This window comes from Streptomyces sp. T39 (genome assembly GCF_008042045.1).
Taxonomy (GTDB): Bacteria; Actinomycetota; Actinomycetes; order Streptomycetales; family Streptomycetaceae; genus Streptomyces.
Genome location: NZ_RDBP01000012.1, coordinates 1,504,266 through 1,518,455 on the forward strand (window position 1 = coordinate 1,504,266; position 14,190 = coordinate 1,518,455).

11 protein-coding genes and 3 pseudogenes are annotated in these 14,190 nt (G+C 71.5%); 7 read left to right on the forward strand and 7 right to left on the reverse strand.

Annotation, left to right across the window (positions count from 1 at the left end; genetic code table 11):
• Together EAO77_RS38495 and EAO77_RS07760 are read right to left on the reverse strand one after the other, a co-directional pair.
• Positions 1-231, reverse strand: a pseudogene (locus EAO77_RS38495) (hypothetical protein); the annotation flags it as partial.
• Positions 232-405: 174 nt separating this feature from the next.
• Positions 406-1,753: pseudogene (locus tag EAO77_RS07760) on the reverse strand (protein kinase domain-containing protein).
• A 308-nt stretch (positions 1,754-2,061) separates the two neighbouring features.
• Between EAO77_RS07760 and EAO77_RS07765 the strand changes: the two are divergent.
• Positions 2,062-3,331: pseudogene (locus EAO77_RS07765) on the forward strand (hypothetical protein).
• 24 nt (positions 3,332-3,355) lie between these two features.
• Here EAO77_RS07765 and EAO77_RS07770 read toward each other — a convergent pair.
• The 3 genes from EAO77_RS07770 to EAO77_RS07780 form a co-directional block, all read right to left on the reverse strand.
• Positions 3,356-4,369, reverse strand: a complete 1,014-nt coding sequence (locus EAO77_RS07770) for a phosphotransferase (RefSeq protein WP_147987304.1) — start codon at positions 4,367-4,369, stop codon at positions 3,356-3,358.
• Between the two features lie 15 nt (positions 4,370-4,384).
• The gene (locus EAO77_RS07775) at positions 4,385-4,801 is read right to left on the reverse strand and encodes a pyridoxamine 5'-phosphate oxidase family protein (protein ID WP_147987305.1); all 417 of its coding nucleotides are present in this window, start codon (positions 4,799-4,801) and stop codon (positions 4,385-4,387) included.
• Between the two features lie 253 nt (positions 4,802-5,054).
• Positions 5,055-5,726, reverse strand: coding sequence for a response regulator (locus EAO77_RS07780; protein WP_147987306.1), 672 nt, complete (start codon positions 5,724-5,726; stop codon positions 5,055-5,057).
• 328 nt (positions 5,727-6,054) lie between these two features.
• On the opposite strand from EAO77_RS07780, the gene pdhA reads away from it, so the two are divergent.
• The 5 genes from pdhA (at position 6,055) to EAO77_RS07805 (ending at position 11,758) form a co-directional block, all read left to right on the forward strand.
• The gene (gene pdhA / locus EAO77_RS07785; RefSeq protein ID WP_147987307.1) at positions 6,055-7,203 is read left to right on the forward strand and encodes a pyruvate dehydrogenase (acetyl-transferring) E1 component subunit alpha; all 1,149 of its coding nucleotides are present in this window, start codon (positions 6,055-6,057) and stop codon (positions 7,201-7,203) included.
• A 3-nt stretch (positions 7,204-7,206) separates the two neighbouring features.
• A complete protein-coding gene (locus tag EAO77_RS07790; RefSeq protein ID WP_147987308.1) occupies positions 7,207-8,187 on the forward strand; it encodes an alpha-ketoacid dehydrogenase subunit beta in 981 nt (326 codons plus the stop codon).
• Between the two features lie 14 nt (positions 8,188-8,201).
• Entirely contained in the window at positions 8,202-9,602 is a 1,401-nt protein-coding gene (locus EAO77_RS07795; protein ID WP_147987309.1) for a dihydrolipoamide acetyltransferase family protein, read from the forward strand.
• Positions 9,603-9,758: 156 nt separating this feature from the next.
• Positions 9,759-10,454, forward strand: coding sequence for a GntR family transcriptional regulator (locus EAO77_RS07800; RefSeq protein WP_147987310.1), 696 nt, complete (start codon positions 9,759-9,761; stop codon positions 10,452-10,454).
• Positions 10,451-11,758: an MFS transporter gene (locus EAO77_RS07805; RefSeq protein ID WP_147987311.1), complete on the forward strand. Its 1,308-nt coding sequence runs from the start codon at positions 10,451-10,453 to the stop codon at positions 11,756-11,758. The genes EAO77_RS07800 and EAO77_RS07805 overlap by 4 nt, the downstream gene beginning before the upstream one ends.
• A 45-nt stretch (positions 11,759-11,803) precedes the next feature.
• Here EAO77_RS07805 and EAO77_RS07810 read toward each other — a convergent pair whose 3' ends face one another.
• Positions 11,804-12,628, reverse strand: a complete 825-nt coding sequence (locus EAO77_RS07810) for a maleylpyruvate isomerase family mycothiol-dependent enzyme (RefSeq protein WP_147987312.1) — start codon at positions 12,626-12,628, stop codon at positions 11,804-11,806.
• A 168-nt stretch (positions 12,629-12,796) separates the two neighbouring features.
• Between EAO77_RS07810 and EAO77_RS07815 the strand changes: the two genes are divergently transcribed.
• Entirely contained in the window at positions 12,797-13,603 is an 807-nt protein-coding gene (locus EAO77_RS07815) for a carbon-nitrogen family hydrolase (RefSeq protein WP_147987313.1), read from the forward strand.
• Between the two features lie 10 nt (positions 13,604-13,613).
• Here the strand turns inward: EAO77_RS07815 and EAO77_RS07820 are convergent, their stop codons facing one another.
• On the reverse strand, positions 13,614-14,111 hold the full coding sequence (locus EAO77_RS07820) for an LURP-one-related/scramblase family protein (RefSeq protein ID WP_147987314.1): 498 nt from the start codon (positions 14,109-14,111) through the stop codon (positions 13,614-13,616).
• Between the last annotated feature and the right edge of the window lie 79 nt (positions 14,112-14,190).

A 14,190-nucleotide genomic window follows, 5' to 3' on the forward strand; every position in this document is an offset into this window, starting at 1 on the left:
GCTCTCCCCGGGGCTCGACGGTGCGGCCGGCAGCGACCGGCCGGGGCGGGGGCGGCCCTCACCGGCCTGGCGTCCGGCGAGCCGCGGGAGGAGGGAGGGGGACACCGCACTCGGCGAGGGGCGGGCGCTGCTGCCGGGCTCCTCGGCGTACGCCGCCGGGACGAGGGGTGCGGAGAGCAGCAGCAGTGAGGCGAGGGTCAGCGCGCACCGCGCATGCAGCTGTGGAGTCACCGGAGGGCCCCTCCCGTACCGAGACGCAAAGTAGCCGAGCAACGGACTAAGGCTCACACAGTGGGGCGGAACCGGCATTCCGTACGGCGGGTGGGGCGGGGGAGCACACGACAGCGGCCCGGTACGCGTGCTGCGTGCCGGGCCGTGGCGGGAGGAGCGCTGCTCCGTGCGGGACTACTCCGGATAGCCGGAGGACACCTGGAGATCGAAGGTGGCGTTGTCCTCGGAGACCTCCACGTCGGCGCCCGGGAACTGGGTGATCACGATGTCCTTGCCCCACTGGGCGTTGGGCACTTCCGTGACATTGATCTTCCAGCCCTGGGTCGCGGCGCACTCCTTGACCGACAGGATGTCCTTGTAGACGAAGTCGGGAGCCTGCACCTTGGAGGGGTCGTCGTAGCCCTCGGAGGCGTCCGAGCACTTCGTCTTGTCGATCGTCCGGTTGCGCTCCGGTCCCTTGAACCCGGCCTGCTGCGACTCGCCGGTCGTCGGGTCGCCGCTGCCGCCGCTGCCCCCGGCTTCCTTCTTGTCGTCGCCCTTCATCGAGATCGCCGTGATCAGTCCGCCGACGGCGAGCAGCGCCACCACGATGGAGCCCACGATCACCGGCATGTTCCGCTTCCCGCCACCGCTGCCTCCGGACGAGGGGGCCGCGGCGGGGGACATCGTGTACGGCGGCGGCGTCTGCACGCCCGGACCGGGCGTCTGGTACGCCGGGGCGGGCGTCGGGTACCCGTAGTGCGGCGCGGGGACCGGAGCGGGCGTGGGCGCCCCGTACGGACCCGGCTGGTAGGGCGTCTGCAGGCTCTGCGGCCCGGGTGCCGTCTGGTCGAGCGGCGGGAAGACGGCCGAGCCGACCCCGGATCCGCTGTTCGCCGGGGAGGCGCCGCCGACGATGACGGGCGCGCCGGTCTGCCCCGCGCCGGCCACCCGCGAGGTACTGCGGSGTGCCGACGACCATGCCGGTCTGCGTCATCGAGGTGACGCCGGACTGCATGGCACGGGCGATGCCGAAGTCCATGACCTTGACGACGCCGCGCTTGGTCATCATCACGTTGCCGGGCTTGATGTCGCGGTGGACCAGGCCCATCTCGTGGCTGGTCTCCAGGGCGGCCAGCACGTCGGCCGTCACCTTCAGGGCCTTGTCCGCGGGCATCGCGCCGTAGTGCTGGATGTCCTCGGCGAGGACGGAGCCGAGCGGCCGGCCCTCCACGTACTCCATGACGATGTACGGCATCAGCGCGCCGTCGAGCTCGTCCTCGCCGGTGTCGAAGACCGAGACGATGTTGGTGTGCGACAGCTTGGCGACGGCCTGAGCCTCGCGGCGGAAACGCTCCCGGAAGGACTGCTCGCGGCCCAGCTCCGTGTGGAGGGTCTTGATGGCGACCTGGCGGTCCAGCGCACTGTCGTACGCCAGGTAGACCGAGGCCATACCGCCTTCGCCGAGCAGATCGCGAAGCTGGTACCGGCCGCCTGCGACGGAACCGCCGGCATAGCGGCCCTGTGCGCCGTCGTGGCTCATGTCGTGCATCCCCCTGTGCGCGCGTTGACCGCGGCCGATCCGGATTTACGGCCCAAGTCTGCCCGAGGGCACCGACACGTCAAGCCGGGTGCCCGTTCCGTGACCGTACGCACAGCAACCGTCCCAGAAGCGTTACAGGAACAGCATGGAATTTGCGCGGGGTGCGCGTCTGCGGGTTTGATGGCCGGTCTCCTTCGAATCCGGCATGCCGCGTGAAGGCTGTAGCGTGACGTGACACAGGACCCCGAGGGCATGGCTCACCCCGCGACGCGCAGTACGCACGCGGACAGATACGACGGCGAGGACTGATGGCACCCGAATCCGAAGCAGGCGGCGGAGTGCCGGAGTCGTCGGAGAACTGGGGAATCGGCGGGCTCGTCGGAGACGGCCGCTACCGGCTCACCCACCGCCTCGGCCGCGGTGGCATGGCCGAGGTGTTCGCGGCGGAGGACGTACGTCTCGGCCGTACGGTCGCGGTCAAGCTGCTGCGCGCGGATCTCGCCGAGGACCCCGTGTCCAAGGCCCGGTTCACGCGTGAGGCGCAGTCGGTCGCCGGCCTCAACCACCACGCGGTGGTCGCGGTCTACGACTCCGGCGAGGACGTCGTCGGCAGCCAGACCGTCCCCTCCGCAGTACCTCTCCCCCGAACAGGCGCTCGGCAAGGCGGTCGACCACCGGTCCGACCTGTACGCCACGGGCTGCCTGCTCTACGAACTGCTCGCCCTGCGCCCCCCGTTCACCGGGGAGACGCCGCTGTCGGTCGTCTACCAGCACGTGCAGGACATCCCCGTCCCGCCGTCCGAGGTCTCCCACTCGGTGCCCCCGGAACTCGACGGTCTGGCGATGCGCTCGCTCGCGAAGGACCCCGACGACCGCTTCCAGAGCGCCGAGGAGATGCGCGGGCTCGTCCAGTACGCGCTCCAGATGCTCCAGCAGCAGGGCGGCCACACCGGTGTCTGGAACACCGGTCCGGTGGACGTCTACGACACCGGCGGGACGCCGCCTGCGGGGATGGCCGGCGCGACCGCCGTCCACCCCGTCCACGGCGAGACCTCCCAGGGCCCGATCCTGCCCCCGGTCAACCCGCACGACGGCGCCTACGACGGCAACCACCACGGCGGCGGCCGGCGGGGCAGGGGCAAGGTGTGGCTGATGGCCGCGCTCGCGGTGATCGCGGTCGTCGCGGGCATCGCCTTCGCGCTGGACCGGGCAGGCGACCCGGGCGGCACACCCTCGGACAAGCCGTCCGTCTCCCCGACGCCGACGCAGAGCGAGGACGCGCCGCAGCCGACGGACGACGGCAGCGAGCCGACCGACGACCCGGGCAGCGGCACGGGCGGCGACCAGCAGCCCTCGTACACCCCCTCCTACACGCCGTCGTTCACGCCCAGCATCACCCCGTCGCCCTCGGACAAGCCCACGGCCACCAAGCCCACCGAGCCGACCGAGCCGACCGAGTCCACCGACCCCGTGGAGCCCTCCGACCCGCCCACGCAGACGGGCGGGCCCACGGGCGGCGCCACCGTGGGCGGACCCGGCGGCTCGGCCGGGGACCCGGGGGACCCGGACCTGGGCTGACCCGGCCGGCCGCGGGGCCGCCGCTCAGCCCGCGAAGGCGTCGCGCACCGCGTCGTACTCGCGGGTCCACCAGACCACCAGGGCCGACACCGCGGGGAACTGCGGGTCGGCCCTTCGGTCGTCGAGCTCGTAGCGCCAGCGCAGTATCCAGAAGTCGTTGAGGCGTTCCCACCACACCCGGTGGGCCGCGGCGGCCATCTCCTGCGCGTCCGCCCCGGCCGCCCGGCGGTAGGCCCGCGCATAGGCCCGCACCTTCGGCAGATCCAGCTGCCCCGCGGGCTGGACGAAGAAGATGGCCGCGGCCCGGACGGCCTCCTCCGCCGGCGGCTGCACTCCGAGCCGGTCCCAGTCGACGATCGCCGCCGGTTCCGCGCCCCGGTAGAGCAGGTTCAGCGGATGGAAGTCGCCGTGCACCCAGCAGCCCGCCCGGCCGGGCGGAGGACGCCGGTCGGCATGTTCCTCCAGCAGGGCGCGGCGTTGCAGCAGGCGGTGTTCGGCGAGGGTGTCGAAGGAGTCGCGGGGTCTCGCGGCGCGGGTCAGCCGCAGCAGGGACTCGATCAGGGTGAAGGTCTCCTCCGGGTCCGCGCTGGCGTACGGGGCCGGCCCGCCGGGCCGGTCCGCGGGGTCCATGACCTGGGCGAGGAGGGTGTGCACCATGCCGAGCAGCGAGCCGAGGCGCTCGGACTGGCCGGCGGTGAGCTGTGCGCCGTCGCGGTGCCGTCCGTCGATCCACGGATGGAGGGCGAAGCAGCGGCCGCCGATGACGGCGACGGTCGATCCGCCGGAGTCCTCCACGGGCGGGGCGACGGGAACGCCGACGGCCTGGAGGCGGCGGGTGGCCCGGTGCTGGCGGGTGATGGCGTCGTGGTCGCCGTCGAGATGGTGCTTGAGGAAGTACGCCCCGCGGGTGGTGGCGAGGCGGTAACCGCGGTTCAGGAGCCCCAGGGTGACCGGACGGCAGGAGAGCGGTTCGCCGATGTCCGTGTAGCGACGCAGCAGCGGAACGAGGGGCGGATCATTAACAGATGAGCGCGGCACCTGTCAGATGATAGATCACTCAGCGTGTCGCGAGGGATGCTCTTCGAGATGGTCCACGGTGTGCACGGTCACGAAGTGCGGGTCGATGCGGAGATGGACCGGTCGGAAGTCCTGACCGTCGATCCGGTGCGGACGGGCGCCGAACCGCAGCACCTGCTCCTCGGACGGCTCCACGATCCGGGCGGTGCCGGTGAACTGCACCGACCACAGGGCCGCCGCGCCGGTGTTCAGATTGTCCGCCCCGTAGGCCACCACGCTGCCGTTGCAGGCGTGGTGGTAGTCGAAACCGCCGTGCATGCGCAGCAGTACGGTGCCGTCCGCCACGATGTGGCGGGCCGGCGCGACGAACGGCATCGCCCGCATGCTGGTGGCCAGCCGGCCGTAGCGGACGCGGGTGAGCAGCTCGATGGCACGGCGTTCGTCGGTGGACATGACGTCCACTGTCCGTCACCGGAAGGGGCCGCAGAAGGGCACCCCGACCCGACCTGTCCCGGGCCGAAGGTCCCGGGACGGCGTCCCGGCGGCGTGCGCCGGGAGATCCGCGCGCCGCCCGAACGGGTGATAGTGCCCGTGGTGCCTCCGCTGACGCGCCCCGGTGCCGTGGTGCCTCCGCTGACGCGCCTCGGTGCGGTGGTGCCTGGGCCGATGCGCCCGGGGCCCCGGCCGACGGCGGCCCGTTGCCGCTTCAGGCCCCGTCGCGCTCGCGCTCCGCCTGGAGCCGCGCCACATAGGCCGCCGCCTGCGAGCGGCGCTCCATGCCCAGCTTGGACAGCAGGCTGGACACGTAGTTCTTGATCGTCTTCTCGGCGAGATGCAGCCGCTCGCCGATGGCCCGGTTCGTCAGACCCTCGCCGATCAGGTCAAGGATCCGCCGCTCCTGGTCGGTCAGACCGGCCAGGCGGTCCTCGCCGCGGGGCTTGTTGCCGTCCCGCAGGCGCTCCAGGACCCGGGCGGTGGCCACCGGGTCCAGCAGGGACCTGCCGGCGGCCACGTCGCGCACCGCGGTGAGCAGCTCGTTGCCCCGGATCGCCTTGAGCACGTAGCCCGAGGCCCCCGCCATGATCGCGTCGAAGAGCGCCTCGTCGTCGGCGAACGAGGTGAGCATCAGGCACGCGATGTTCTCGTTCTGCGAACGGATCTCGCGGCACACCTCCACACCGCTCCCGTCGGGCAGCCGGACGTCGAGCACCGCCACGTCCGGAGCGGTCGCGGGGATCCTGACCAGGGCGTCTGTCGCCGTACCCGCCTCGCCGACGACCTCGATGTCGGCTTCTCCGGAGAGCAGCTCATGGACTCCGCGACGCACGACCTCGTGGTCGTCGACCAGAAATACCGTGATTTTTCCTTCTACAGGCACGCGGGCAGTCTCACACATCGACTCTTCCCGTGCCCGGGGTGCGCCATATAACGTGCCCCCTGTTCCGGCGGCCCGCAGGGCTGTGACCAGTGGTTGTTCCCCTTTCTCTGGATTTACTTGGAAATCCAAGCAAAATCGCAGGTCAAATGGGGTTTCGCAGTAATGCTCCCCACTGGGTAACGTGCCTATGACAGGGTGTTCGCCGGGGCACCTGTCACGCCCGACATCCGGCCTGCCGCACACACCCCGTGCGCGGACCGGACATCGGGCGAGCCGCACTGGCCTCACCGGCGGACCCCGGGGGCCGGACCGACGGAGGAGCACGCACGTGACCGTGGAGAGCACTGCCGCGCGCAAACCGCGACGCAGCAGCAAGCGCGCAAGCGCAGCCGGAAAGCCACAGAGTTCCGAGCCCCAGCTCGTACAGCTGCTGACGCCCGAGGGCGTCCGCGTCGAGCACCCGGAATACGACATCGACCTGAGCGCGGACGAGCTGCGCGGCCTGTACCGGGACATGGTCCTGACCCGCCGCTTCGACGGCGAGGCCACCGCACTCCAGCGCCAGGGCGAACTCGGCCTGTGGGCCTCGCTGCTCGGCCAGGAGGCCGCCCAGATCGGCTCGGGACGCGCCCTGCGCGACGACGACTACGTCTTCCCGACCTATCGCGAGCACGGCGTGGCCTGGTGCCGCGGGGTGGACCCGACGAACCTGCTCGGCATGTTCCGCGGCGTGAACCACGGCGGCTGGGACCCGAACACCAACAACTTCCACCTGTACACGATCGTCATCGGCTCGCAGACGCTGCACGCCACCGGCTACGCGATGGGCGTGGCCAAGGACGGTGCGGACTCCGCCGTGATCGCGTACTTCGGGGACGGCGCCTCCAGCCAGGGCGACGTGGCCGAGTCCTTCACCTTCTCCGCGGTCTACAACGCCCCGGTCGTGTTCTTCTGCCAGAACAACCAGTGGGCGATCTCGGAGCCCACCGAGAAGCAGACCCGGGTGCCGCTCTACCAGCGCGCGCAGGGCTTCGGCTTCCCCGGTGTCCGGGTCGACGGCAACGACGTGCTCGCCTGCCTGGCCGTGACCCGGTCGGCGCTGGAGCGCGCCCGCCGCGGCGAGGGCCCGACCCTGGTCGAGGCGTTCACCTACCGCATGGGCGCCCACACCACCTCGGACGACCCCACCAAGTACCGCCACGACGACGAGCGGCAGGCGTGGGAGGCCAAGGACCCGATCCAGCGCCTGCGGACCTACCTCGAGAACGAGGGGCACGCCGACGCCGCGTACTTCACCGCACTGGACGAGGAGAGCGACGCCCTCGCCAAGCGGGTGCGCGAGGCCGTGCGGGCCATGCCCGATCCCGAGGACATGGCGATGTTCGACCACATCTACGCCGACGGCCACGCGCTCGTCGACGAGGAGCGCGCCGAGTTCGCCGCCTACCAGGCGTCGTTCGCCGAGGAGGGCAAGTAAGCGATGGCCGTACAGAAGCTTCCTCTCGCCAAGGCGCTCAACGAGTCGCTGCGCAAGGCCCTGGAGACGGACCCCAAGGTCCTGATCATGGGTGAGGACGTCGGCAAGCTCGGCGGCGTCTTCCGTATCACCGACGGGCTCCAGAAGGACTTCGGCGAGGACCGGGTCATCGACACCCCGCTCGCCGAGTCCGGCATCGTCGGCACCGCCATCGGTCTGGCGCTGCGCGGCTACCGGCCCGTGGTGGAGATCCAGTTCGACGGGTTCGTCTTCCCGGCGTACGACCAGATCGTCACCCAGCTCGCCAAGATGCACGCCAGGGCGCTCGGCAAGATCAAGCTGCCCGTCGTCGTGCGTATCCCCTACGGCGGCGGCATCGGCGCGGTCGAGCACCACTCCGAGTCCCCCGAGGCGCTCTTCGCGCACGTCGCGGGCCTCAAGGTGGTCTCCCCCTCCAACGCCGCCGACGGCTACTGGATGCTCCAGCAGGCCATCCAGAGCGACGACCCGGTGATCTTCTTCGAGCCGAAGCGTCGCTACTGGGACAAGGGCGACGTGGACACCGAGGCCATCCCCGGACCGCTCCACAAGGCCCGGGTCGCCCGCGAGGGCGCCGACCTCACGCTGGCCGCCTACGGCCCCATGGTGAAGGTCTGCCTGGAGGCCGCGGCAGCGGCCCAGGAGGAGGGCAAGTCCCTGGAGGTCGTCGACCTCCGGTCGATGTCCCCGATCGACTTCGACACCATCCAGACCTCGGTCGAGAAGACCCGGCGGCTGGTCGTGGTGCACGAGGCCCCAGTCTTCTACGGCTCCGGTGCGGAGATCGCGGCGCGCATCACCGAGCGCTGCTTCTACCACCTGGAGGCCCCGGTGCTCAGGGTCGGCGGATTCCACGCCCCGTACCCGCCGGCCCGCCTGGAGGAGGAGTACCTTCCGGGACTGGACCGGGTGCTGGACGCCGTCGACCGCTCGCTCGCGTACTGAGGGGTGCCGTGACCATGACCGCAGACACTTCCCTGCGTTTCCGCGAGTTCAAGATGCCCGACGTGGGCGAGGGACTCACCGAGGCCGAGATCCTCAAGTGGTACGTCCAGCCCGGTGACACCGTCACCGACGGGCAGGTCGTGTGCGAGGTCGAGACGGCGAAGGCGGCCGTCGAACTGCCGATCCCGTACGACGGCGTCGTGCACGAACTCCGCTTCGAGGAGGGGACCACCGTCGACGTCGGCACGTCGATCATCACGATCGACGTGGCGCCCGGGTCGGGCCCCGCCGCACAGGCCCCGGCCCCCGAGCCCGCCGCCGCGGCCGCGGAGCCCGCGCCCGTCGCCGAGGAGGAGGAGAAGCCGAAGGGCCGCCAGCCGGTGCTCGTCGGCTACGGCGTCGCCGAGTCCTCCACCAAGCGCCGGCCGCGCAAGCAGACCGCCGCCGTGCCGGAGCAGGCGGCCGTCGCCATCCAGGCCGAGATGAACGGCCACGCCACCACCGCGCCGGACACCCGTCCGCTGGCCAAGCCGCCGGTCCGCAAGCTCGCCAAGGACCTGGGCATCGACCTTGCCACGGTGACGCCGACCGGCCCCGACGGGATCATCACCCGCGAGGACGTCCACGCGGCGGCCGCCCCGGCGCCCGCGCCGGCCGCCCCCGCGTCGACTCCCGCCCCGGTGTCGGTGGCGGCCGAGCCCGGCGTCCCCGGTGCCCGCGAGACCCGTGTGCCGATCAAGGGCGTGCGCAAGGCGACCGCGGCCGCGATGGTCGGCAGCGCGTTCACCGCGCCGCACGTCACCGAGTTCGTCACCCTCGACGTGACCCGCACGATGAAGCTCGTCGAGGAGCTGAAGGGCGACAAGGACATGGCGGGGCTGCGGGTGAACCCGCTGCTGCTGATCGCCAAGGCCCTGCTGGTCGCCATCAAGCGCAACCCGGGGATCAACGCCTCCTGGGATGAAGCGGCCCAGGAGATCGTCCAGAAGCACTACGTCAACCTGGGCATCGCCGCGGCCACCCCGCGCGGTCTGATCGTGCCGAACATCAAGGACGCGCACGACAAGACCCTGCCCGAACTGGCCGCCGCGCTGGGCGAGCTGGTCTCCACCGCGCGCGAGGGCAGGACCACGCCGGCGGCGATGCAGGGCGGCACGGTGACCATCACCAACGTCGGCGTCTTCGGCGTCGACACGGGGACGCCCATCCTCAACCCCGGCGAGTCCGCCATCCTCGCGGTCGGCGCGATCAAGCTCCAGCCGTGGGTGCACAAGGGCAAGGTCAAGCCGCGTCAGGTCACCACGCTCGCGCTCTCCTTCGACCACCGGCTGGTCGACGGCGAGCTCGGCTCCAAGGTCCTCGCCGATGTGGCGGCGATCCTGGAGCAGCCGAAGCGGCTGATCACCTGGGCGTGACGTCCGCCATGCCCTGTTTCACGTGAAACGCCGGGAGGCTCGCGCCTCTTGACCGTCCGGCGGCCTTCCGTCTCGGCGGGAGGCCGCCCGCACCGCAAAGCCCCGTCCGCATCCCGGACGGGGCTTTCTGGTTGAAGTCTGTTGTATCTATGCTGTGTGCATGCCTGCTCCAGCCCCCGCCCCGGCCGCCGCCCCCGCCGAGACGGAAGGCCCGCCAAGCAGCCACCCGCCGCCGAGCGCGTCTACGCCCACATCAAGCAGGCCGTGCTCGACCGCGAGTACGAGGGCGGCACCCTCCTCACCGAGGGCGAACTGGCCGACGCGGTGGGCGTCTCGCGCACCCCCGTGCGGGAGGCGCTGCTCAAGCTCGAGGTCGAGGGGCTGATCAAGCTCTACCCCAAGAAGGGCGCCCTGGTGCTCGCCGTCTCCGCGCAGGAGATCGCGGACGTGGTCGAGACCCGGCTGCTGGTCGAGGAGTTCGCCGTCCGCAAGGCGGTGCCCGCCCCCGCTCGCCTGATCGCCCGGCTCGAGGAACTCCTCGACGAGCAGCGCCGCCACCTCGACGCGGGCGATCTGGCCGCCTTCGCCGTCAGCGACCGCTGCTTCCACGCCGAGATAGTCCGCCACGCCGGGAACGAGATCCTCTCCAAGCTCTACGACCAGCTGCGCGACCGTCAGCTGCGCATGGGCGTCGCCATCATGCAGGCCCTCCCCGACCGGGTGACCCGCAACTACGCGGAGCACGGCGAGATCCTCGACCGCATCAGGGCCGGCGACGCCGACGGCGCGGCCGCCTGTGTGCGGCAGCACCTCGGCCGGGTCAAGGGCCTGGTCCGGGGTGAGGACCGGTGAGCGCCTCCTCCTCCGAGGTGTCGCTGCCCGGCGACCCTCCCGGCGGCCGCCGCGCCGCCGCGATCTGGGGCATCGGCGTCGCCGTCTACTTCGTCGCCGTCATCTTCCGGACCTCGCTCGGGGTCGCCGGACTCGACGCCGCCGACCGCTTCGACGTCAACGCCTCGGCCCTGTCCACCTTCTCCATCCTCCAGCTCCTCGTCTACGCGGGCATGCAGATACCCGTCGGCCTGATGGTCGACCGGCTCGGCACCAAGAAGGTCCTCACCCTCGGCGTCGTGCTCTTCACCATCGGCCAGCTGGGCTTCGCGCTGTCGCCGTCCTACGGCACGGCGCTCGCCTCCCGCGCCCTGCTCGGCTGCGGCGACGCCATGACCTTCATCAGCGTGCTGCGACTCGGCGCACGCTGGTTCCCGGTGCGCAAGGGCCCGCTGGTGGCCCAGGTCGCCGCCCTGTTCGGCATGGCGGGCAACCTCGTCTCCACGCTGCTGATCGCACGCATGCTGCACGGGCTGGGATGGACCGCGACCTTCGCCGGAAGCTCCGCGGCCGGACTGGTGGTCCTCGTCCTGCTGGTGCTCTTCCTCAAGGACCACCCCGAGGGCCACGAACCGCCGCCCGTGCACCACGCCGGCACCGCCTTCGTGCGGCGCCAGATCGCCGCGTCCTGGCGCGAACCCGGCACCCGGCTGGGGATGTGGGTGCACTTCACCACCCAGTTCCCCGCGATGGTGTTCCTGCTGCTGTGGGGGATGCCGTTCCTCGTCGAGGCGCAGCACCTCACCCGGGAGACCGCCGGTGCGCTGCTGACGCTCGTGGTCGCCTCCAACATGGTCGTCGGCCTCGTCTACGGCCAGGTCATCGCCCGGCACCACGCGGCCCGCGCCCCGCTGGCCCTCGGCACGATCGGCGCGAGCGCGCTGCTGTGGGCCGCGACGATCACCTACCCGGGCGACGAAGCGCCGATGTGGCTGCTGATCACCCTGTGCACGGTCCTCGGGGCATGCGGCCCCGCGTCGATGATCGGCTTCGACTTCGCCCGCCCGGCCAATCCGCCCGAGCGGCAGGGCACCGCGTCCGGCATCGTCAACATGGGCGGCTTCGTCGCCTCGATGACCACGCTGCTCGCCGTGGGCGTCCTGCTGGACGCGACGGACGACAACTACCGCATCGCCTTCACGTCCGTCTTCGTCCTCCAGGCGATCGGCGTCACCCAGATCCTGCGGCTGCGCTCCCGCACCGCGCGCCGGGAGCGGGAGCGTCTGGTCGCGAGCCGCGTGGAGGCCGTGCACGTACCGGCGTGACCGCCCGGGGGCCTCGCGCGCCGCGAGGTCCGGGACGGCGGGGTGCTACGGGGTGACCGCCAGCACCCGCAGGATCGCCTCGGCCAGATCCGTGTCCCCGTCCGCCTTCACCCGGTCCGCCACCGCGGCGGGCCTCACCCGGCCGCACGCGAGCCGGTAGAACGTCTCCCAGTCCGTGGCCAGCGACACCAGCGGACCCAGCGACGGCGACCCGTCCACCGAGCCCCGGCCGTCCGCGTCCACCCGGACCGTCCGCAGGAACTCGACGGGACCGCTCACGTCGAAGACGACGGCCGACTGCGCGGGGGCGCCCGCGTCCTTGGCGACCACCTTCGGCAGCGCCTCGATCAGGAAGTCACGGGCGACGTAGGCGCCCGGCGAGTCGAGGTTGCCCGGCGCGTTCAGCGCCACCCGCAGGTCCTGCTCGTGCACCCAGGTGTCGAACGCCCGCTTGCGGTAGGCGACTTCCAGCGTCTGCTCGGTGCCCAGCGGGGCGCGGACCAGCGTGTCCGGCGTGCGGCTCTCGTTCCGGAGCTGGCGCGCCCGGCGGATCAGCACGTACTCCAGCTCGGAGGTCATCTCGGGCGCGGTGTGGTGCCGGCGCACGTCGACCTGCATCTCCATGTAGCGGGCGAACTCGCTCTGCACGTGGTAGAGATCCCGCGGCAGGGAGTGGATGGGGCGCGGGTCGCCGAGCATCTCGCATTCCATGCCGATGACGTGCGACACGATGTCCCGGACCGACCAGCCCGGGCAGGGTGTCGCGCGGTTCCACTCGCCCTCGACGAGTGGCTGCACCAGCTCGGCTATCGCTTCGACCGAGTGGGTCCAGGCATCGGCGTAGTTCTGGAGGCTGGGATGGACGGTCACGGGACCCCTCGGCGGTCGTACGCGGGCAAACTGGACTGGCAGCGCTGTGTGGGGTCCGGGGGTGGCCCCCGGATAGGCACAGTACGCTGCCGGAAGGCACCCCGGCAGTGCTTTCGTGTGACGATCGTAGGCCCGTGTTGACGACTTGAATGCCAGGACGGTGGTAGTGTGCGCGCCTCCCTCGTGCAGATCTCGGTGGAACCGGATGAAACGGTGGAATCCCGCAGACGTCGTGTCGCCTCCCTGGTGCGCGGACAGAGCGGCGCCGACCTGGTGGTCCTTCCCGAGCTGTGGCCCGTCGGGGCCTTCGCGTACCAGGCGTTCGAGGCCGAGGCCGAGTCGCCGGACGGACCGACCTACGAGGCCATGGCCGAGGCGGCGCGCGACGCCGGGGTGTGGCTGCACGCCGGGTCGGTCGTCGAGAAGACGGCCGACGGCACCCTCTACAACACGGCCCTCGTGATCTCCCCCACGGGCGAACTCGCCGCCACCTACCGCAAGATCCACCGCTTCGGTTTCGACAAGGGCGAGGCGGTCATGATGGGCGCAGGCCGCGACCTCGTCACCGTTCCCGTCCCGGGCCACCTCACCCTCGGCCTCGCCACCTGCTACGACCTGCGCTTCCCCGAGCTCTTCCGGGGCCTGACCGACGCCGGGGCAAAGGCCCTCGTGATCCCGGCGGGCTGGCCGGCCCGCCGCCGCGACCACTGGACCCTGCTCGCCCGTGCCCGCGCCGTCGAGAACCAGGCGTACGTCCTCGCCTGCGGCACCGCCGGGACCCACGCCGGCGTCGAGCAGGCCGGGCACAGCATCGTCGTCGACCCCTGGGGCGAGACCCTCGCGGAGGCCGGCCCCGGCGAGGAGATCCTCACCGTGGACCTCGACCCCGCCAAGGTGGAGTCCACCCGCGACGTCTTCCCGGCGCTGAAGGACCGGCGGCTGGGGCTGCCCGTCCCGCAGCGCCTGCGGGACTGAGGCCGGGGGCTCAGTCCTCCTCGTCGCGCTCCCGCTCCGCCATCCTGATCACGCAGACCGCGATCGCGATGAGCAGCGCGGCGTCGGCGTCCTCCCGGACCACGTCCACCCCGTAGGTGTCCCGGAGCGTCAGCCACCGCCGCGAGACGTGGGCCAGGAGTTCGCCGTCGTACTCCACGACGAACTCCCGGTCCAGGATCCGCCCGCTCACATCGAGCTCGGTTCCCTCGGCGAGCGTGACCCGGAAGTGGTTCCGCAGCAGGGACAGCCGCTTGCGCCGGATGGTCGCCAGCGCCTTCCCCTCCTGCTCGACGGTCATCGCCCCGCGCAGGCTGAACAATTTCTGCCGCAGCGTCACCAGCACGTACCCGCTGGGGTCCTTCAGCTCCAGCGTGTCCCGCAGCCGCAGCGCCTTCCCGTCGACGAGAAACGCGTGCCGGCCGTGCTCGTCCTCGATCCAGTAGTCGTCACCGATGGCGAAGATCTTGTCGCGTACCAGGTATTTCATGGGGGTCGCATACCCGGTCGGGGGTGGGGGAGCGTGCGTGTTACCCGAAGAGGTGAAGATGGGTGGGGGTGGGGTGTGT

Bases quoted from the DNA above. Each gene is read 5' to 3' on its own strand.
- EAO77_RS07820 (WP_147987314.1), bottom strand. From the start codon at position 14,111: ATGAAATACCTGGTACGCGACAAGATCTTCGCCATCGGTGACGACTAC.
- EAO77_RS07795 (WP_147987309.1), top strand. From the start codon at position 8,202: ATGACCGCAGACACTTCCCTGCGTTTCCGCGAGTTCAAGATGCCCGAC.
- EAO77_RS07775 (WP_147987305.1), bottom strand. From the start codon at position 4,801: ATGTCCACCGACGAACGCCGTGCCATCGAGCTGCTCACCCGCGTCCGC.
- EAO77_RS07790 (WP_147987308.1), top strand. From the start codon at position 7,207: ATGGCCGTACAGAAGCTTCCTCTCGCCAAGGCGCTCAACGAGTCGCTG.